We start from the raw sequence: 17,698 nt of genomic DNA, 5'->3' as shown, positions 1-17,698 counted from the left end.
TATCAAGCTGAAGCTAAACGGCCTGAGCCCTGTGGGATACAGAACTCAGGCCGCTTAGGCATAGACATGTAAATCGTCCAGCTTTGTGGGGTCAGTTCACTATGTGGGAACGGTCAAATAACCGGCTCTGAGCCTTTCACTGCTTTCCAGAGTTTGCTGGCAACCCTCACGCCCGCCAACACCACCGCCCCCGCCACAATCCCCGCCACCGCGTTCAGCAACGTCGGCACGACAAACCCGGCACCGCCTGCCCCCGCGCTGACACTCTCAATCCAGTGATGAATCACCGGCACGCCGTGGGTGAGAATTGCGCCACCGACCAGGAACATCGCCGCCGTGCCGATCACCGACAGGCTTTTCATCATGTACGGAGCCGCACGCAGGATCCCGCTGCCAATGCTTTTGGCCACCTGTCCAGGTTTCTGAGTCAGCCACAAGCCGAGGTCGTCGAGTTTGACGATGCCGGCCACCAGGCCATACACGCCAATGGTCATGACGATGGCAATGCCCGAAAGCACGATGACTTGTTGGGGCAGCGGCGCATCCGCCACGGTGCCCAAGGTGATTGCGATGATTTCTGCGGAGAGAATGAAGTCGGTGCGGATGGCGCCTTTGATCTTGTCCTGCTCGAACGCCACCAGATCGATCGCCGGATTGGCCACAGCCTCGACCCGCTCGGCGTGGCCTTCGGCGTTGCGGTGCAAGCATTTATGGGCCAGTTTTTCGAAACCTTCGAAACACAGATAAGCGCCACCGACCATCAACAATGGCGTGACCAGCCACGGGATGAATGCACTGATGGCCAACGCCGACGGCACCAGGATCAGCTTGTTGAGAAATGAGCCCTTGGCCACCGCCCACACCACCGGGATTTCTCGCTCGGCACGCACACCGCTAACCTGTTGGGCATTGAGCGCCAGATCGTCGCCGAGCACGCCAGCTGTCTTCTTGGCCGCCATTTTGGTCATCAACGCCACATCGTCGAGCACCGCGGCAATGTCATCGATCAGCAACAACAAACTGCTTCCTGCCATGAATCAGGCTTCCTTCTTGAATGGGTGCTGCGCAGCATAGCGTGGCCGGGTGCCGCACGGGGCATTCTTGAGCGCTGCGCGAGGCCGGTGCTACCATGCGCAACCGCCAGAACAGGCAAGGAATCACCGGGTTTATGAGCACTATCCGCGAGCGCAACAAAGAACTGATCCTGCGTGCCGCCAGTGAAGAGTTTGCCGACAAGGGCTTCGCTGCGACCAAAACCAGTGACATCGCAGCCAAGGCGGGATTGCCCAAGCCCAACGTCTATTACTACTTCAAATCCAAGGAAAACCTCTATCGCGAGGTCCTGGAAAGCATCATCGAACCGATCCTGCAGGCCTCGACACCGTTCAACGCCGACGGCGTGCCCAGCGAAGTCCTGAGCGGCTACATTCGCTCGAAAATCCGTATCTCCCGCGACCTGCCCTTCGCCTCCAAGGTGTTCGCCAGCGAAATCATGCACGGCGCCCCACACCTGAGTGCCGATCTGGTTGAACGACTCAACGGCCAGGCCAAGCACAACATCAACTGCATCCAGACCTGGATCGACCGCCGTCAGATCGCCCCGATCGACCCCAACCACCTGATGTTCAGCATCTGGGCCGCGACCCAGACCTATGCCGACTTCGACTGGCAGATTTCTGCGGTGACCGGAAAGGCCAAGCTCGATGAGGCCGACTATGAAGCGGCCGCGCAGACGATTATCCGGTTGGTGCTCAAGGGGTGTGAGCCCGACCGTTAGACCGCAGCGCGGCTATTCGCGAGCAAGCCCGCTCCCCGCCCTGAAATGCATTTCTCTGTAGGCGTGAGCCTGCTCGCGATGGCGGTCAATCAGTCACTACACGATCAAGCACTCACCCCAGCATCCGCTGTCAGCCCCAATGCCTCAATCGCATTGATCGCGCACTGTTCATCAACATCAGACAGATCCCCGCTGATACCTACCGCCCCCAGCACGTTCCCGCCCTGATCCCGAATCAGTACGCCACCCGGTGCCGGGACGATGCTGCCCTGCCCCAGACTATTCAAAGCGGCGATAAACGCCGGTCGTTGTTGTGCGTCCAGCGCCAGCAGGCGTGAGCCTTTGCCCAGGGCGATGGCGCCCCAGGCTTTGCCGATGGCGATCTGCGGGCGCAGCAGGCTGGCGCCGTCTTCACGCTGCAGGGTGACCAAGTGTCCACCCGCATCCAGTACGGCGATGGTCAATGGAGCCGCCGAGATTGCACGCGCTGCGGAAATAGCCTGATTGGCCAGGTTGACTGCGACTTTCAAGGTTAAAGCGCTCATGGTGCCGTCCTCATTTTGTTATAGGGAACGCTGCTGGACTGTGTTTTGTTCAGAAGTCCGATGCGACAAATAGAACACAATGAGTTATTTTTTTGTATACAATAATTATCGAAAAGCGCCACATGCGACGAAAAGCCACAGTAGATTGGGCTTCCGACGAATGAAACGTCCGCTTGAGAAAATGGATTGACCTGCGCCGTCTGCCGTGAATACACTCTGCGCAAAGCCAGTTGTATACAATTACAAAACGTATGAGGCACCAAAACCATGAGCAAAATGAGAGCAATCGAAGCCGCCGTTCTGGTGATGCGCCGTGAAGGGGTTGATACCGCTTTTGGCATCCCGGGCGCCGCGATCAACCCGCTGTACTCCGCCTTGCAGAAGGTCGGTGGCATCGATCACGTCCTCGCTCGCCACGTTGAAGGCGCCTCGCACATGGCCGAGGGCTACACCCGCACCAAGGCTGGCAACATCGGCGTGTGCATCGGCACTTCCGGCCCGGCCGGTACCGACATGGTCACCGGGCTTTACAGCGCCTCGGCCGACTCGATCCCGATTCTTTGCATCACCGGCCAGGCACCCCGCGCCCGTATGCATAAGGAAGACTTCCAGGCTGTCGACATCACCGCGATCGTCAAACCAGTGACCAAGTGGGCAACCACCGTCATGGAACCGGGCCAGGTGCCTTATGCGTTCCAGAAAGCCTTCTACGAAATGCGCTCCGGCCGTCCGGGCCCCGTGTTGATCGACCTGCCGTTTGACGTGCAGATGGCTGAAATCGAATTCGACATCGACGCCTACCAACCATTGCCGCTGGCCAAACCAACCGCTAACCGCGTGCAAATCGAGAAGGCGCTGGCCATGCTCGATCAGGCCGAGCGTCCGTTGCTGGTGGCCGGTGGCGGCATCATCAATGCCGACGCCAGCGAATTGCTGGTGGAATTCGCCGAGCTGACCGGTATCCCGGTAATCCCGACCCTGATGGGCTGGGGCACCATCCCGGATGATCACCCGTTGATGGTCGGCATGGTCGGTCTGCAAACCTCGCACCGCTACGGCAACGCCACAATGCTCAAGTCCGACGTGGTGCTGGGTGTCGGTAACCGCTGGGCCAACCGTCACACCGGTTCGATCGACGTTTACACCGAAGGCCGCAAGTTCATTCACGTTGACATCGAGCCGACCCAGATCGGCCGCGTATTCAACCCGGACCTGGGCATCGTTTCCGACGCTGCTGCCGCACTGACTGTGTTCATCGAAGTCGCTCGCGAATGGCAAGCCGCCGGCAAGCTGAAAAACCGCAGTGCCTGGCTGCAAGACTGCCAGCAGCGCAAGGCCAGCCTGCATCGCAAGACTCACTTCGACAACGTGCCGGTCAAGCCGCAGCGCGTTTACGAAGAGATGAACCAGGTGTTCGGCAAAGACACCTGCTACGTCAGCACCATCGGTCTGTCGCAGATTGCCGGCGCGCAATTCCTGCACGTCTACAAACCGCGTCACTGGATCAACTGCGGTCAGGCCGGCCCGTTGGGCTGGACCATTCCGGCAGCGCTGGGTGTGGTCAAGGCTGATCCGACCCGCAAGGTCGTTGCGCTGTCGGGCGACTATGATTTCCAGTTCATGATCGAAGAGTTGGCGGTGGGCGCGCAGTTCAAGCTGCCGTACATCCACGTGGTGGTGAACAACTCGTACCTGGGGCTGATCCGTCAGGCCCAGCGCGGTTTCGACATGGACTACTGCGTGCAGCTGTCCTTCGACAATCTCAACGCTCCGGAACTCAACGGTTACGGTGTCGACCACGTCGCGGTCGCTGAAGGCCTGGGTTGCAAGGCACTGCGTGTATTCGAACCGGATCAGATCCAGCCTGCCCTGCGCAGGGCTCAGGAGCTGATCGAAGAGTTCAAGGTGCCGGTGATCGTCGAGATTATTCTGGAGCGCGTGACCAACATTTCCATGGGCACCGAGATCAACGCCGTCAACGAATTCGAAGACCTGGCGCTGGTCGGCAACGACGCGCCGACCGCGATTTCGTTGCTCGATTAACGCCCTTGTGGGAGCGAGCACGTTCGCTCCCACAAGAGGCTTCACACATTTGCAGGAGACCACCATGCCGCGTTTCGCAGCCAACCTGTCCATGCTGTTCACTGAGCAGGATTTTCTTGCCCGTTTCGAAGCTGCCGCCAAGGCCGGTTTCAGTGGTGTCGAATACCTGTTCCCTTACGACTTCAGCTCCGCCGAAATCAAAACCACGCTCGACGCCAACGGTTTGACTCAGGTGCTGTTCAACCTGCCAGCCGGTGACTGGGCCAAGGGCGAACGCGGTATCGCGTGCCTGCCGGACCGGGTTGAAGAGTTCCGCGCCGGTGTCGACCTGGCGATCGCTTATGCCCAAGTGCTGGGCAACACCCAGGTCAACTGCCTGGCGGGCATTCGTCCACAAGGCGTCGATGATGCCACCGTGGAAAAAACTTTCGTCGCCAACCTCAAGTACGCGGCCGACAAGCTGCAAGCGGCGGGCATCAAACTGGTGATGGAAGCGATCAACACCCGTGACATCCCGGGTTTCTACCTGAACAACACGGCGCAAGCCCTGTCGATTCGCGAACAGGTCGCCAGCGCCAACCTGTTCCTGCAATACGACATCTACCACATGCAAATCATGGAAGGCGACCTGGCCCGTACCATGACCACGCACCTGGATGAGATCAACCACATCCAGTTGGCCGACAACCCGGGGCGCAACGAACCAGGTACCGGTGAAATCAACTACCGCTTCCTGTTCGAACACCTGGACCGCATCGGCTATCAGGGTTGGGTCGGTTGCGAGTACAAGCCGCTGACCACCACCGAAGCGGGTCTGGGCTGGTTAAAAACGCATAACGCGATTTGAAGCGCTCCCCTTGGGGGGCAGCAATAAAAACAAGAGGATTTTTTCATGGCTAAAATCGGATTTATCGGCACCGGCATCATGGGCCACCCAATGGCGTTGAACCTGCAGAAAGCCGGTCACAGCCTGTTCCTGTCGGCGCACCACGACCCTGCTCCTGCTGACCTGATTGCCGGTGGCGCCGTTGCCCTGGCGAACCCGAAAGAAGTTGCGCAAGAAGCCGAATTCATCATCGTCATGGTGCCGGATACCCCGCAGGTCGATGACGTGCTGTTCCGCGCCGACGGTATTGCGGCCGGTGTTGGCAAAGGCAAAGTCGTGATCGACATGAGCTCGATCTCCCCGACGGCCACCAAAGCCTTCGCTGCCAAAATCAACGAAAAAGGCGCTCAGTACCTCGACGCGCCAGTGTCCGGCGGTGAAGTCGGCGCCAAGGCCGCGACCCTGAGCATCATGGTCGGCGGTGATGCCGATGCCTTCGAACGCGTTCTGCCATTGTTCCAGGCGATGGGCAAGAACATCACCCTGGTGGGCGGCAACGGCGACGGCCAAACCGCCAAAGTAGCAAACCAGATCATCGTGGCGCTGAACATCCAGGCCGTGGCCGAAGCCCTGCTGTTTGCGTCGAAAAACGGTGCCGATCCAGCCAAGGTCCGTGAAGCGCTGATGGGCGGTTTCGCATCCTCGAAGATCCTCGAAGTGCACGGCGAGCGCATGATCAAAGGCACCTTCGACCCAGGCTTCCGCATCAGCCTGCACCAGAAGGACTTGAACCTGGCCCTGGCCGGTGCACGCGAGCTGGGCATCAACCTGCCGAACACCGCCAACACCCAGCAAGTGTTCAGCACCTGCGCGGCCATCGGCGGCAGCAACTGGGACCACTCGGCGCTGATCAAGGGCCTGGAACACATGGCGAATTTCTCGATTCGCGATAAGTAAGTCCTGCCCCGGCACTGATCGTTCCCGCACGGAGCGAGGGAACGATCAACGCCAAACCCAATAACAAGAAATCCGGGAGCCCGCCATGTCGGTCAATCCGCAACAATTGCTGCGCGAGCTGTTTGCTACAGCCATCGACGCAGCCCATCCGCAGCGAGTCCTCGAGGCCCATTTACCTGCCGATCGCAGCGGTCGGGTGATCGTCATCGGCGCCGGCAAAGCCGCCGCTGCCATGGCCCATGTGGTGGAGCGCTGCTGGCAGGGTGACGTATCAGGTTTAGTGGTGACGCGTTACGGTCACGGCGCCCCGTGTAAAAAAATCGAAGTGGTTGAAGCGGCTCACCCGGTGCCCGATGCTGCCGGTTTGGCGGTCGCCAAACGCGTGTTGGAACGGGTCAGCAATCTGAATGAAGACGACCGTGTGATCTTCCTGCTCTCGGGCGGGGGCTCTGCCCTGCTGGCGTTGCCCGCTGCCGGCATCACCCTGGCCGACAAGCAGTCGATCAACAAAGCCCTGCTCAAATCCGGTGCCACCATTGGCGAGATGAATTGCGTACGCAAGCACCTCTCGGCGATCAAGGGTGGCCGCCTCGGCAAAGCCTGCTGGCCTGCCACTGTTTATACCTATGCGATTTCCGATGTGCCGGGCGATCTCGCCACGGTCATCGCCTCCGGCCCCACCGTGGCCGACCCGAGCACCTCCGCCGAAGCCCTGGCGATTCTCAAGCGTTACGCCATTGAAGTCCCGGCCTCGGTGCGCAATTGGCTGCAGAGCCCGGAATCGGAGACGGTCAAACCCGGCGACCCGTGCCTGGCGCGCAGTCACTTCCAACTGATCGCCCGTGCGCAGCAGTCGCTTGAAGCAGCGGCGGTGAAATGCCGTCAGGCCGGTTTCAGCCCACTGATCCTCGGCGACCTGGAAGGCGAGTCCCGCGAAGTGGCCAAGGTCCACGCCGGCATCGCCCGTCAGGTCGTACTGCACGGTCAGCCGTTGGCAGCGCCTTGCGTGATCCTCTCGGGCGGTGAAACCACCGTCACCGTGCGCGGCAACGGCCGGGGCGGACGCAACGCCGAGTTCCTGCTAAGCCTGACCGACAGTCTCAAAGGCCTGCCCGGCGTCTACGCATTGGCCGGTGACACCGATGGCATCGACGGTTCCGAAGACAACGCCGGCGCGATCATGACCCCGGACAGCTACGCCCGCGCTGTCGCACTCGGTCTGAGCGCCAGCGACGAGTTGGACAACAACAATGGCTACGGCTATTTCCAGGCGCTGGACGCGCTGATCGTCACTGAGCCGACCCGCACCAACGTCAACGACTTCCGTGCCATCCTGATTCTCGAGAGCCCTAAAAATGACGCCTGACAAGAAGGTTAAAATCCTCGCCACCCTCGGCCCCGCCACCGACGGAATCGACGATATCCGTGAGTTGGTGCAGGCCGGGGTTAACATCTTTCGCCTGAACTTCAGCCACGGCGATCACGCCGACCATGCCCAGCGCTTTCAGTGGATTCGTGAAGTCGAGCGCCAGCTGAATTATCCGCTGGGCATTCTGATGGACCTGCAAGGCCCGAAACTGCGGGTCGGCAAGTTTGCCGAGGGCAAGGTGCAACTGCATCGCGGCCAAGCGCTGCGCCTGGACCTGGACCCGACACCGGGCGATGAACGCCGGGTCAACTTGCCTCATCCGGAAATCATCGCGGCGCTCGAACCGGGCATGGACCTGCTGCTGGACGACGGTAAGCTGCGTCTTCGCGTGGTGACAAAATATTCCGACGCCATCGACACCACCGTGCTCAATGGCGGCGAACTGTCGGACCGCAAAGGTGTGAACGTGCCGCAAGCGGTGCTGGAACTGAGCCCGCTGACCGCCAAGGATCGCCGTGATTTGAGCTTTGGTCTGGAGCTGGGTGTGGACTGGGTCGCGCTGTCGTTTGTGCAGCGTGCGGAAGACATTCGCGAGGCGCGTGAACTGATCGGCGACAAAGCGTTTTTGATGGCCAAGATCGAGAAGCCTTCGGCGGTGACGCAACTGCGCGAGATCGCCCAATTGAGCGACGCGATCATGGTTGCTCGCGGTGACCTGGGCGTGGAAGTGCCGGCCGAAAGCGTGCCGCAGATTCAGAAAAACATCATCACCATCTGCCGTCAGCTCGGTAAACCGGTGGTGGTGGCGACGCAGATGCTGGAGTCGATGCGCTTCTCCCCTGCCCCCACCCGTGCCGAGGTGACCGATGTTGCCAACGCCGTGGCCGAAGGTGCGGATGCGGTGATGCTGTCGGCGGAAACCGCGTCCGGCGAGTACCCGCTGGAAGCCGTGCAGATGATGAGCAAGATCATTCGCCAGGTGGAAAATGGCCCTGATTATCAGGCGCAACTGGACGTGAGCCGGCCTAACGCTGAGGCGACTGTTTCCGATGCGATCAGTTGCGCGATTCGTCGCATCAGCAATGTGCTGCCGGTGGCGGTGCTGGTGAATTACAGCGAGTCCGGCACCTCGAGTTTGCGTGCGGCGCGAGAACGGCCAACGGTGCCGATTCTCAACCTGACGCCGAACCTGCAAACCGCTCGCCGGTTGACGGTGGCGTGGGGCGTGCACTCGGTGGTCAATGATCGTCTGCGGCAGGTGGATGAGGTGTGCTCGACGGCGCTGGAAATTGCCCAGGCACAGGGCATGGCCAAGCGCGGCGACACCTTATTGATCACCGCGGGTGTGCCGTTTGGGCAGCCTGGGTCGACTAACTCGTTGCGTATAGAAACCCTGATTTAAAGACCAACCTTTGTGGCGCCTGCACTGACCGCATCGCGATGCTTGCTCGCGATGCGGTCGCCACGATCCACCTGAAACACCACAGATTCCATCATGCCTGCCAACCACTTCAACACCCACTGCCCCGACTGGGCGACTGCCTTGCTCAACGGCTTCAGTCAGATCTTTCTTCAACGCCATCCGCTCTGCGGTCTGCTGTGCTTGTTGGCCATTCTGTTCACCACGCCCGCCCTGCTCGGTGGTGCACTGCTGGGCGGAGTCGCCGGGTTGCTCACCGCGCAACGACGCGGCTATGCCAAGGCCGATCGACAGGCCGGGCTCTTCAGTTACAACGGTGTCTTGCTCGGTTTGCTGCTGAGCCTCTACTTCCCATGGTCCGCGATATTAGCGCCGCTGATCATCGCCGCTGGCGGCCTGAGCGCGATGCTCACGCAGCAATGGATCAAACGCGCCCGTATCAGCCAGTACCTGCCCGCCTACACCATGCCCTTCGTGGTGCTGAGCTGGTTGCTGCTGTGCTTCGCCACGCCCTTGACCAACGCGCATCTGATCGAAGTCAACACGCTGAACATGCTCGCGGCCCCCTTTAAAGGCTTGGGCCAAGTGATGTTCCTCGGTCATCCGCTGGCCGGTGCAATGATTGCCGTCGGGTTACTGATCGCTGATCGCCGGGCATTTTGCTGGGCGTTGCTGGCGTCTGTCGCAGGCATGGGTTGGAGTCTGCTGCAACACGACGTCTACAGCGCATTGCTCGGCCTCGCAGGTTATAACGCCGTACTCGCCGCGCTCGCCTTCAGCGCGCAGCGCCAGCAGCCTTGGCTCCCGCTGGTCGGTATTGCATTTGCGCTGTTGTTGACGCCGGTATTTGCCGCGATGGGTCTGCCCACGCTGACCGCGCCGTTCATCCTCGCCTGCTGGCTGATTCGCACCGCCCTTCAAGTGCTCGGCAAAGCCACGGTCACCCGTGCGCCTTGCGCTACCGGGGAGAATCAACCTAGGCTGCGCTGATTTGATGCTCAGGGCGATTTGAATGAACAGCAACGACACGTGGCGCAATCGCCTGTACGTGATAATTTTCCAGACCGATACGGTGGCTGGCCGGCGCTTTGACAGCAGTTTGCTGCTAATCATCCTCGCCAGCCTGGTGATCGTGATCCTCGACAGCATTGACTCGGTTCACCAGAACTACGCCAACGTACTGGCGTACATCGAATGGGGATTCACGATCATCTTTCTGGGCGAGTACATCCTGCGCCTTTACTGCTCACCCAAGCCGCTACGCTACGCGTTCAGTTTTTACGGGCTGGTGGATTTGCTGGCGATCGTGCCCGGCATCCTCGCGTTGTACTACAGCGATGCACAGTACCTGCTGATCATCCGCATCATTCGAATGCTGCGAATCTTCCGGGTTCTGAAGCTCAGCCCCTACCTGAAACAGGCCCATTACTTGCTCGATGCCCTGCGTGGCAGCAAGCAGAAAATCCTCGTTTTCCTGCTCGGTGTCTGCACCTTAGTGACCGTGTTCGGCACTTTGATGTATGTGGTCGAAGGCCCGGAACATGGCTTTTCCAGCATCCCGAAAGGCATCTACTGGGCTATCGTGACGTTGACCACCGTCGGGTACGGCGACATCGTGCCGAAGACTGTGCTGGGGCAAATCATCTCCTCGATGGTGATGATCACCGGTTACTCGATCATCGCGGTCCCCACCGGGATTTTCACCGCTGAACTGGCCAGTGCGATGCGCGGCGAACAACAGCAGCACGACTGCCCGGTGTGCAAAAAAAACAGCCACGAACATGCGGCGGCGTTCTGCTCCCGATGCGGGAATGCGTTGTTTAAGAAGATGGAATAAGCAAAGTCATTTTTAATCTTTAAAGAACTATGCACGCACCGTTACAGGCGCTGGCAAATTGCCTCACTTTTAAATGAAAACTTTAGAACAAGGACTGCTCGGTGAAAAAACTCTTTGGCGCCTCACTTCTGGCCGCGGGTCTGGCGCTGTCCAGTCCTCGACACCGGTGATCTCGCCGCGAACACCGATGCGCATGCCCGGCGCGTCAGCAGCCTGGGAAACGTGAGGAGAGAACATAAGCACGCTATCGAACAGGATGTAAGTGAATGTATCATCGGACCTCAATATTCTGACGCAAGGTTCATCGACGGACATCACACGCCTCCGTCACTCATTGCCCAAAGGCATGATGACTATCACTCAAAACCCTCTTCCGCCGTTCCGGTCAGCCCATTAGCCTGCGCGCATTCCCTTCTGTTCCGCGAGACCCGATATGAACCCAGCAACTCAGGTGCACCACGGCGCCGCGACAATGACCAAAGGCATGGTGCTGCTGTTTGCCTTCTGCTGCGGCGCCATCGTTGCCAACATTTACTACGCCCAACCGATCATCGGCCTGATCGCGCCGGACATCGGCCTGAGCAGCACCATGGCCAGCCTGATCGTTTCGCTGACCCAGATTGGTTATGCGTTGGGTTTGTTTTTCCTGGTGCCTCTGGGTGATTTACTGGAAAACCGCCGCTTGATGATCATCACGACCGTGGTGGCGATTGCCAGTCTGTTGGGCGCCGCGTTTACCGATCAGCCAAACGTGTTTTTGCTGATCTCGTTGCTGGTGGGGTTCAGTTCGGTGTCGGTGCAGATCCTGATTCCACTGGCCGCGCATTTGGCACCGGAAGAGTCTCGCGGCCGTGTGGTCGGCGGGATCATGGGCGGTTTGCTGCTGGGGATTCTGTTGGCGCGACCGGTGTCCAGCGTGGTGGCTGACCATTTTGGCTGGCGTGCGATGTTTGTGATTGCGGCGGTGTTGATGGCGGCGATCAGCATCGTGCTGGCGCTGACGATTCCCAAGCGCCAGCCCGATCACAGCGCTTCTTATGGTCAGTTGCTGGGTTCTCTGTGGACCCTGTTGCGTCAACAACCGGTGTGCGTCAGCGCGCGTTTTACCAGGGGTGCATGTTCGCCACCTTCAGCCTGTTCTGGACCGCCGTGCCGCTGGAACTGGCGGGCAATCATGGCTTGTCGCAAACCCAGATCGCGATCTTCGCCCTGGTCGGGGCCATCGGCGCCATCGCTGCACCCATTGCCGGTCGACTGGCCGATGCCGGCCACACCCACATTGCTTCACTGCTGGCCCTGCTGTTCGCCAGCCTGAGCTTCCTGCCCGCCTTCATCCACCCGGTCTACAGCGTCATCGGCCTTGCCGTCACCGGCGTGGTGCTCGACTTCTGCGTGCAGATGAACATGGTTCTCGGCCAACGCGCGGTCTACGCCCTCGACGCCAAAAGCCGCAGCCGCCTGAATGCGCTGTACATGACCAGCATCTTCATCGGTGGCGCATTGGGTTCGTCGGTGGCCAGTGCGGTGTATGAACACGGTGGCTGGTTGTGGATCGTGATGGTGGGTAGTGCATTTCCGCTGTTGGCGTTGTTGCGGTTCTTGAGTGTTTCGCAGAAGCGTTCGTTGGCGACGGCATAGACCACCAATCGCTTCGCGGGCACGGGGTAGGCGCCCGCGAAAGCGATGGTCTCGATTTCACTCAGTGCCGAACCAACTTCTCCATCGCCGCATCTGCCAGAAAGGAAGAGCGGCTTTTGACATTGTGCTCGCGCACATATCGATCAATGCGCTGAATCACATAGCCGGGCAGCGTCACATTGACTTTCTCCGTTTTGCCCATGTACGGCGCGATGTCCAGCTCCAGCATTCCCCAGCCCATGTCGGCAAAGTCCGGATTCCCACGATGAGCGGCAGCAGACGTAGGCATGGGAATCGACTCCCCGTCAGCCGCAATCTCCTGAAGCAGGATGTGAGCAATCTCGACCGCCGCGTTATAGGCGTCTTCAAACGTATCCCCGGCCGTTACGGCGCCTGGTATATCGGGGATCTGAATACCGATGGCGGTGTTCTCGTCGCCCCACTCGATACAGATTGGATATTGCATTATGGATCTCCTGCGTAACTGGCTCCCGGGCAATACAACCCGGCTCGCCTCCTGATGCTTTTGACCGTCCCGATCGGTAAATCCTTTTTCGGATGAGGGACGGGTATCGTGTACGGGTTGTATCGGTGTTTGAAGATGTGATGGCTTCCGGTAATCCGATCCAGTATCCACCCGGCCTCCTCCAACGCTTTGATCAATAGCCTGCTCTGCACCACTCGCCTCCTTGCTCAGGCCCAAACAAACGTAACCCTAGAGTTATCTTTACTCAAGCACCAAAATCCGGAACGCGACGCTCGGTGGTGTTACAGAGTGTGATTGCGGGCCGCGGCATTCTTCCCAAGAATGAATACTGTTGCTCAGCCTGAACCGTTACCCCGAGATCAACCCGGTTTACACTCAGCGTCCTGAGCCTGCCGCGATGCTGGATGCGATTCGCGGCTGAACCGATCAAATGCCGCCTGACCCGCGGCATGTTCTTTCAAGGAGTGTGCAATGACCCGACGTACCTTTCTCATTACCGGCGCCAGCAAAGGCATTGGCCGCGCGGTCGCCGAGCACCTGGACCGCGCGGGTCATCGGGTGGTCGGAATCGCCCGATCGCCCGACCTGAGCTTTCCCGGCATTCTGTTTCCGCTGGACCTGAGCGACAGGGCACTGACTCAGCAAGTGCTGGCGGATCTGGCCAGGACTTACGAATTTGATGGGCTGGTGAATAATGTCGGTCTGGTGCGCCCGCAGGTGCTGGGGGAAATCGACCTCGACACGTTCGACGACGTGATGCGGGTCAACCTGCATTCGGCGTTGCAGGCTACTCAGGCACTGCTGCCGAGCATGCGCGCCAAGGGCTGGGGTCGGGTGGTGAACATTTCCAGTTTGACCGTGCTTGGGATCACCCAACGTACGGCGTATGCGGCGGCCAAAGCGGCGCTGATCAGCTTCACTCGATCCTGGGCGCTGGAACTGGCGCAAACCGGCGTGACAGTAAACGCCGTGGCGCCGGGGCCGACTGAAACGGAGTTGTTTCGCGCCAACAATCCGCCGGGCAGCGAGGGCGAAGCACGGTATCTGGCCAGCGTGCCGATGGGGCGGTTGGGGCAGCCGCAGGAGATCGCGGCGGCGATTGCGTTTTTGTTGTCCGAGCAGAGCGGGTTTATCACCGGGCAAACGCTGTTTGTCGACGGCGGCGCCTCCATCGGTAAAGCCGCATTCTAACCAACAACACACCCCTCCTGTAGGAGTGAGCCTGTACAAGGGCTTCAAATGGACCGTCTCGCCGCAATGGAAACCTTCGTCTACGTCGTGGAAACCGGCTCGTTTTGCGCCGGCGTCCGGCGTCTGAATATCGGCCCGCCCGCCGTGTCGAAAGCCATTGCGCAACTCGAATCACGCCTTGCCGTGCGACTGCTGTTGCGCTCGACCTGAGGCCTGACGCCCACCTCAGGCTGACCATGGCCTCCGAATGGATGTTTGCCCCGGAACTGGCCAGTGGTGCCGTCAGGGAAGTGGTGACGGATTGGACCCTGCCGAACCAGGATTTGTGGGCGGTGTTTCCTACCGGAAGAATGGCCAGCGCGAAGGCTCGGGCGTTTGTGGAGTATGTGCAGGGGTTGCTGACAAAAAGAGCACTGACACAAACCACAAATGCCTGCTGCGCTACAAAACGCAACCATCAAAAGCCACCGTAACCCTGGGCGGCAACTCCCCCCCATGCTCCAGCAGCCACGCATCCAGCGTATGCCCGACGTGCGTCAACACCGCCGACGCCGGTTGCAAGTCTTCGATACACCGCAACGCCAGCGTCAGGTCATTGTGGTTACGTGGCGCTTGAGGTTGTGGCGGCATTGAGCAGTCGAGAACCAGCAGGTCCAGCGGTACTCGTTGCAGCCATTCAGCTGTGGCCGATGGCAAGCCCACGGTGTCGGTCAGGTAGGCGATCCTTCGCCCCTCTCCTTCCAGCACATAACCGAGGGTCGGCTTGGAGTGCTGCAGCGGTAACGCTGTGACGCTGAGGCCGCCAAACTGGCGGGTTTCAAAAGGGTTGAACGGCTGACTGAAATCGAGAATGCCGGGGTGTTTGTAGAGGTCGGCCAGGCCTTCCGGGTCCACCGGGCCGTGAACCGGAATCACCAGCCCCTGGCCCCAGCGTAAGTGCAGCAGGCCTTGGGCGTGATCAGCGTGGTAGTGGGTCTGGAAAATGCCGTTGAAGCTGCGAGGCGGGAAGCGTTCGGTCAGGTCGGGCAATCCGCTGTCGATGAGCCAGCGCTGGTCGCCGCATTCAATCAGCGCGCTGCAAGGTCCACGCCTGAATCGTTCATCGTTGCGGGCATGAATGCAGGCCACGCACTCGCAGCCGTAAACCGGCACCTGCCGGGCGTCACCGGTGCCCAGCAATGTCAGACGCATACGCAATGCTCGTCGATGCAGGCCAGCAGGCGTTCGACCGTGCCCTCCAGAGCTGCAGAGTTATCCAGCAAATGCATTGCCGGACCGTGATCGATCAGCAGACGCTCACTGAAACGCGCATTGCGCGCCAGTCGCTGATCAATCTCGCTCACAGATTCACGCCCACGCGCCAGCAGTCGCTGGCGCAATACGGCTTGATCGACGGTCAGTAACAGCACCAGCGCGTCTGGATATCGCTGGCGGGTTTGCGGCAGATGAGCGCGCGAACCGTTGAGCAGCACGTCCTGCCCCGCCGCCAGCCAGTCGTCGATTTCCCGTGAAATGCCGTAGGACAAACCATTGGCGTGCCAGCTCAGGGCAAACGCGCCCTGAACCTCCAGTTCGGCGAACTGCTCGGCGCTGACGCCATGCGCCGCCTCGCCCACCGCTTCCGGCGAGCGGGTAATGACCCGCCGCACGATGCGACAGCCACGTTCGGTCAACGGTGTGCGTGCGGCATCCAGCAGGCTGTCCTTGCCCGAACCTGAAGGTCCGATGAGATAGATCAACCTGCCCGCCATCAAAACACCCTCTTCGCTTGTCGCCAGACTTGTTGAACGACCGGCAGCCCATCCTGGGTCCTGGCTTGCAGCAAGTCCGCGCGCAAGCCCGGCGCAATCTCGCCGCGATCGCTCAGCCCTGCCGCTCTGGCCGGGGCCAACGTCACCATGCGCACCGTCTGAGCCAGGTCGCATTCGCTTTGGGACGCCAGTAAAAACGCCGCTTGCAGCAGACTGGCCGGGTAGTAATCACTGGAAAGAATGTCCAGCAATCCTTCAGCAGCCAGGTCAGCGGCAGCGACGTTGCCCGAATGGGAACCGCCGCGAACAATGTTCGGTGCGCCCATCAGTACCTTCATGCCCTGTTGTTGGCTGCCGCGCGCCGCTTCGAGGGTGGTAGGGAACTCGGCGATGGTCATGCCGTAGCGCGCCGACTCTTCGACGTGGGCCAGGGTCGCGTCGTCATGGCTGGCCACCGACAGGCCACGGGCCAGGCAATGCGCCACAATCGCCGCGCGATAGCGGGTGCTGTATTCGCGGGAGTTGGCCTTCTGCAGGACGATGAATTCATCCATCTGTGTCGTCGTCAGGTGGTACTTGCCCATGTAGTACTCGCGGTACTTGGACTCCATGACGAACTGACGCTGACCTGGCGCGTGGTCCATCACCGACACCAGCTGCACCAGCGGGTGCTCCACCAGATCACGGAACACACTCAGGGTGTCCGGGTGACACACCTCGCAACGCAGGTGCAGACGGTGTTCGGCGCGGGTCAGCCCGGCGTCGGAAGCGCTGGAGATCGCCTCAAGCATCGCCGGCAATTTCTGCATGCGATTACCTTTGGGGTTTACGTCACCGATAGACACGGCGTCGAACACGGTAGTGATGCCGGCTGCGATGATCTGCGCATCGTGGCTGAGCACCGCCGAGGTCGACGGCCAGTCCACGCCGGGGCGAGGGGTCATGTGTTTTTCCAGGTTGTCGGTGTGCAACTCCACCAGGCCCGGCAGCAAGTAATCACCGTTGAGATCCTGGGCCTGAGACAAGCGGCTCGAGCCTTCAGCGACTTCGGTAATCAACCCGTCGCGCAGCACAAGAGTACCGAGGAACACACGGTCAGCGGTCACTAGGCGGGCGTTGCTGAGAATCTGTTCAGCGGGCATCGGCGTACTCCTCGTGGTTCACAGCGGCTGGGGTCATGTCGAGATGGCGATCGGCAACCGCCTCGCGGGCGGTGCGGTCGTGGAAGATGCCAATCAAGGCGGCACCGGCGGTTTTCGCTTCGTTCATCAGTTCCAGCACAACCTGGCGATTGATGTCGTCGAGGGACGCTGTCGGTTCGTCGAGCAACATCACCGGCCAAGCCACCATGAAGCCGCGGGCAATGTTGACCCGTTGCTGCTCGCCACCCGAGAAAGTGCCGGGCGCCAATTGCCACAGACGCTGCGGAATGTTCAGGCGGCTGAGCAGCAATTCGGCCCGCGTCTGCGCTAGTTCTTTCGACCAGCCACGAGCCAGGGCCGGCTCCATCACCACGTCCAGGCAGGCCACGCGCGGAATCACCCGCAGGAACTGACTGACATAACCCAGGGTCCGCTGACGCACCTGAAGAATGTCACGCGGCGCGGCGCCCACCAACTCCAGCCAGTGACCGTCGTGCTGTACGCGAATACTGCCGCCCGCCGGCAAGTAATTGCCATACAGCGTGCGCAACAAGGTGCTTTTACCGGCACCGGACTGACCATGCAGCACCAGACACTCACCGCCCGCCACACTGAAATCCACCCCGCGCAGCACGTTCAAGACCACACCGTGCTGTTGATGCAGGGTGAAGGTTTTCGAGAGGTCACGGACCTCAATCAAGGTATTCATCGCTCG

Annotated in this window: 17 protein-coding genes and 2 pseudogenes; 11 read left to right on the top strand and 8 right to left on the bottom strand. The window is 60.3% G+C overall.

What is annotated here, in order from left to right; translation table 11 throughout:
* Window positions 1-113: 113 nt before the first annotated feature.
* Window positions 114-1,034, bottom strand: coding sequence for a DUF808 domain-containing protein (locus ACXPVS_RS24150; RefSeq protein ID WP_458512138.1), 921 nt, complete (start codon window positions 1,032-1,034; stop codon window positions 114-116).
* 134 nt (window positions 1,035-1,168) lie between these two features.
* Between ACXPVS_RS24150 and ACXPVS_RS24145 the strand changes: the two genes are divergently transcribed.
* A complete protein-coding gene (locus ACXPVS_RS24145; protein WP_458512137.1) occupies window positions 1,169-1,777 on the top strand; it encodes a TetR/AcrR family transcriptional regulator in 609 nt (202 codons plus the stop codon).
* A gap of 104 nt (window positions 1,778-1,881) precedes the next feature.
* Here ACXPVS_RS24145 and ACXPVS_RS24140 read toward each other — a convergent pair whose 3' ends face one another.
* The gene (locus ACXPVS_RS24140; protein ID WP_458512136.1) at window positions 1,882-2,322 is read right to left on the bottom strand and encodes a GlcG/HbpS family heme-binding protein; all 441 of its coding nucleotides are present in this window, start codon (window positions 2,320-2,322) and stop codon (window positions 1,882-1,884) included.
* A gap of 267 nt (window positions 2,323-2,589) precedes the next feature.
* On the opposite strand from ACXPVS_RS24140, the gene gcl reads away from it, so the two are divergent.
* From gcl to ACXPVS_RS24100, 8 genes and pseudogenes are all read left to right on the top strand, one after another.
* Entirely contained in the window at window positions 2,590-4,365 is a 1,776-nt protein-coding gene (gene gcl, locus ACXPVS_RS24135) for a glyoxylate carboligase (RefSeq protein WP_458512135.1), read from the top strand.
* 64 nt (window positions 4,366-4,429) lie between these two features.
* Complete coding sequence (hyi, locus tag ACXPVS_RS24130; RefSeq protein WP_458512134.1) at window positions 4,430-5,212, top strand: hydroxypyruvate isomerase; 783 nt, start codon at window positions 4,430-4,432, stop codon at window positions 5,210-5,212.
* A 45-nt stretch (window positions 5,213-5,257) separates the two neighbouring features.
* Window positions 5,258-6,148, top strand: a complete 891-nt coding sequence (locus tag ACXPVS_RS24125; RefSeq protein ID WP_458512133.1) for a 2-hydroxy-3-oxopropionate reductase — start codon at window positions 5,258-5,260, stop codon at window positions 6,146-6,148.
* Window positions 6,149-6,233: 85 nt separating this feature from the next.
* Window positions 6,234-7,514 carry a glycerate kinase type-2 family protein gene (locus ACXPVS_RS24120; protein WP_458512132.1) on the top strand — a complete coding sequence of 427 codons (1,281 nt, stop codon included), beginning with the start codon at window positions 6,234-6,236 and terminating at the stop codon, window positions 7,512-7,514.
* A complete protein-coding gene (gene pyk / locus ACXPVS_RS24115; protein WP_458512131.1) occupies window positions 7,504-8,919 on the top strand; it encodes a pyruvate kinase in 1,416 nt (471 codons plus the stop codon). Before ACXPVS_RS24120 ends, pyk begins: the two co-directional genes overlap by 11 nt.
* Window positions 8,920-9,012: 93 nt before the next feature.
* Window positions 9,013-9,927, top strand: coding sequence for an urea transporter (locus tag ACXPVS_RS24110; RefSeq protein ID WP_458512130.1), 915 nt, complete (start codon window positions 9,013-9,015; stop codon window positions 9,925-9,927).
* A 22-nt stretch (window positions 9,928-9,949) separates the two neighbouring features.
* Window positions 9,950-10,774 carry an ion transporter gene (locus ACXPVS_RS24105; RefSeq protein WP_458512129.1) on the top strand — a complete coding sequence of 275 codons (825 nt, stop codon included), beginning with the start codon at window positions 9,950-9,952 and terminating at the stop codon, window positions 10,772-10,774.
* A 433-nt stretch (window positions 10,775-11,207) separates the two neighbouring features.
* Window positions 11,208-12,412: pseudogene (locus ACXPVS_RS24100) on the top strand (MFS transporter).
* Between the two features lie 61 nt (window positions 12,413-12,473).
* Here ACXPVS_RS24100 and ACXPVS_RS24095 read toward each other — a convergent pair.
* Together ACXPVS_RS24095 and ACXPVS_RS24090 are read right to left on the bottom strand one after the other, a co-directional pair.
* The gene (locus ACXPVS_RS24095; RefSeq protein WP_282377527.1) at window positions 12,474-12,878 is read right to left on the bottom strand and encodes a type II toxin-antitoxin system HicB family antitoxin; all 405 of its coding nucleotides are present in this window, start codon (window positions 12,876-12,878) and stop codon (window positions 12,474-12,476) included.
* On the bottom strand, window positions 12,878-13,090 hold the full coding sequence (locus ACXPVS_RS24090; RefSeq protein WP_458512128.1) for a type II toxin-antitoxin system HicA family toxin: 213 nt from the start codon (window positions 13,088-13,090) through the stop codon (window positions 12,878-12,880). Before ACXPVS_RS24090 ends, ACXPVS_RS24095 begins: the two co-directional genes overlap by 1 nt.
* A 280-nt stretch (window positions 13,091-13,370) precedes the next feature.
* Here ACXPVS_RS24090 and ACXPVS_RS24085 point away from each other — a divergent pair, with 280 nt between their 5' ends.
* Both ACXPVS_RS24085 and ACXPVS_RS24080 read left to right on the top strand, forming a co-directional pair.
* Window positions 13,371-14,090 (top strand): SDR family oxidoreductase, encoded by a 720-nt coding sequence (locus tag ACXPVS_RS24085; RefSeq protein ID WP_458512127.1) that lies wholly within the window; start codon window positions 13,371-13,373, stop codon window positions 14,088-14,090.
* Between the two features lie 48 nt (window positions 14,091-14,138).
* A pseudogene (locus ACXPVS_RS24080) lies at window positions 14,139-14,563 on the top strand (LysR family transcriptional regulator).
* On the opposite strand, the gene phnP reads toward ACXPVS_RS24080, so the two are convergent.
* From phnP to phnL, 4 genes are read right to left on the bottom strand one after another with little or no spacing between them, the layout of a single operon-like run.
* On the bottom strand, window positions 14,532-15,281 hold the full coding sequence (phnP, locus tag ACXPVS_RS24075) for a phosphonate metabolism protein PhnP (protein WP_458512126.1): 750 nt from the start codon (window positions 15,279-15,281) through the stop codon (window positions 14,532-14,534). The pseudogene ACXPVS_RS24080 and the gene phnP sit on opposite strands and share 32 nt — an antisense overlap.
* On the bottom strand, window positions 15,272-15,841 hold the full coding sequence (gene phnN / locus ACXPVS_RS24070; protein WP_458512125.1) for a phosphonate metabolism protein/1,5-bisphosphokinase (PRPP-forming) PhnN: 570 nt from the start codon (window positions 15,839-15,841) through the stop codon (window positions 15,272-15,274). The genes phnP and phnN overlap by 10 nt, the downstream gene beginning before the upstream one ends.
* Complete coding sequence (locus ACXPVS_RS24065; protein WP_458512124.1) at window positions 15,841-16,983, bottom strand: alpha-D-ribose 1-methylphosphonate 5-triphosphate diphosphatase; 1,143 nt, start codon at window positions 16,981-16,983, stop codon at window positions 15,841-15,843. Before ACXPVS_RS24065 ends, phnN begins: the two co-directional genes overlap by 1 nt.
* Entirely contained in the window at window positions 16,973-17,692 is a 720-nt protein-coding gene (gene phnL / locus ACXPVS_RS24060; protein WP_458512123.1) for a phosphonate C-P lyase system protein PhnL, read from the bottom strand. Before phnL ends, ACXPVS_RS24065 begins: the two co-directional genes overlap by 11 nt.
* Between the last annotated feature and the right edge of the window lie 6 nt (window positions 17,693-17,698).

Source organism: Pseudomonas sp. Ma2-10 (assembly GCF_054330215.1).
The sequence above is the reverse complement of the archived record's forward strand: the minus strand, read 5'-3'. Positions and strand labels throughout refer to the sequence as shown.

Bases quoted from the DNA above. Each gene is read 5' to 3' on its own strand.
- ACXPVS_RS24150 (WP_458512138.1), bottom strand. From the start codon at position 1,034: ATGGCAGGAAGCAGTTTGTTGTTGCTGATCGATGACATTGCCGCGGTG.
- ACXPVS_RS24145 (WP_458512137.1), top strand. From the start codon at position 1,169: ATGAGCACTATCCGCGAGCGCAACAAAGAACTGATCCTGCGTGCCGCC.
- ACXPVS_RS24140 (WP_458512136.1), bottom strand. From the start codon at position 2,322: ATGAGCGCTTTAACCTTGAAAGTCGCAGTCAACCTGGCCAATCAGGCT.
- gcl (WP_458512135.1), top strand. From the start codon at position 2,590: ATGAGCAAAATGAGAGCAATCGAAGCCGCCGTTCTGGTGATGCGCCGT.
- hyi (WP_458512134.1), top strand. From the start codon at position 4,430: ATGCCGCGTTTCGCAGCCAACCTGTCCATGCTGTTCACTGAGCAGGAT.
- ACXPVS_RS24125 (WP_458512133.1), top strand. From the start codon at position 5,258: ATGGCTAAAATCGGATTTATCGGCACCGGCATCATGGGCCACCCAATG.
- ACXPVS_RS24120 (WP_458512132.1), top strand. From the start codon at position 6,234: ATGTCGGTCAATCCGCAACAATTGCTGCGCGAGCTGTTTGCTACAGCC.
- pyk (WP_458512131.1), top strand. From the start codon at position 7,504: ATGACGCCTGACAAGAAGGTTAAAATCCTCGCCACCCTCGGCCCCGCC.
- ACXPVS_RS24110 (WP_458512130.1), top strand. From the start codon at position 9,013: ATGCCTGCCAACCACTTCAACACCCACTGCCCCGACTGGGCGACTGCC.
- ACXPVS_RS24105 (WP_458512129.1), top strand. From the start codon at position 9,950: ATGAACAGCAACGACACGTGGCGCAATCGCCTGTACGTGATAATTTTC.
- ACXPVS_RS24095 (WP_282377527.1), bottom strand. From the start codon at position 12,878: ATGCAATATCCAATCTGTATCGAGTGGGGCGACGAGAACACCGCCATC.
- ACXPVS_RS24085 (WP_458512127.1), top strand. From the start codon at position 13,371: ATGACCCGACGTACCTTTCTCATTACCGGCGCCAGCAAAGGCATTGGC.
- phnP (WP_458512126.1), bottom strand. From the start codon at position 15,281: ATGCGTCTGACATTGCTGGGCACCGGTGACGCCCGGCAGGTGCCGGTT.
- phnN (WP_458512125.1), bottom strand. From the start codon at position 15,841: ATGGCGGGCAGGTTGATCTATCTCATCGGACCTTCAGGTTCGGGCAAG.
- ACXPVS_RS24065 (WP_458512124.1), bottom strand. From the start codon at position 16,983: ATGCCCGCTGAACAGATTCTCAGCAACGCCCGCCTAGTGACCGCTGAC.
- phnL (WP_458512123.1), bottom strand. From the start codon at position 17,692: ATGAATACCTTGATTGAGGTCCGTGACCTCTCGAAAACCTTCACCCTG.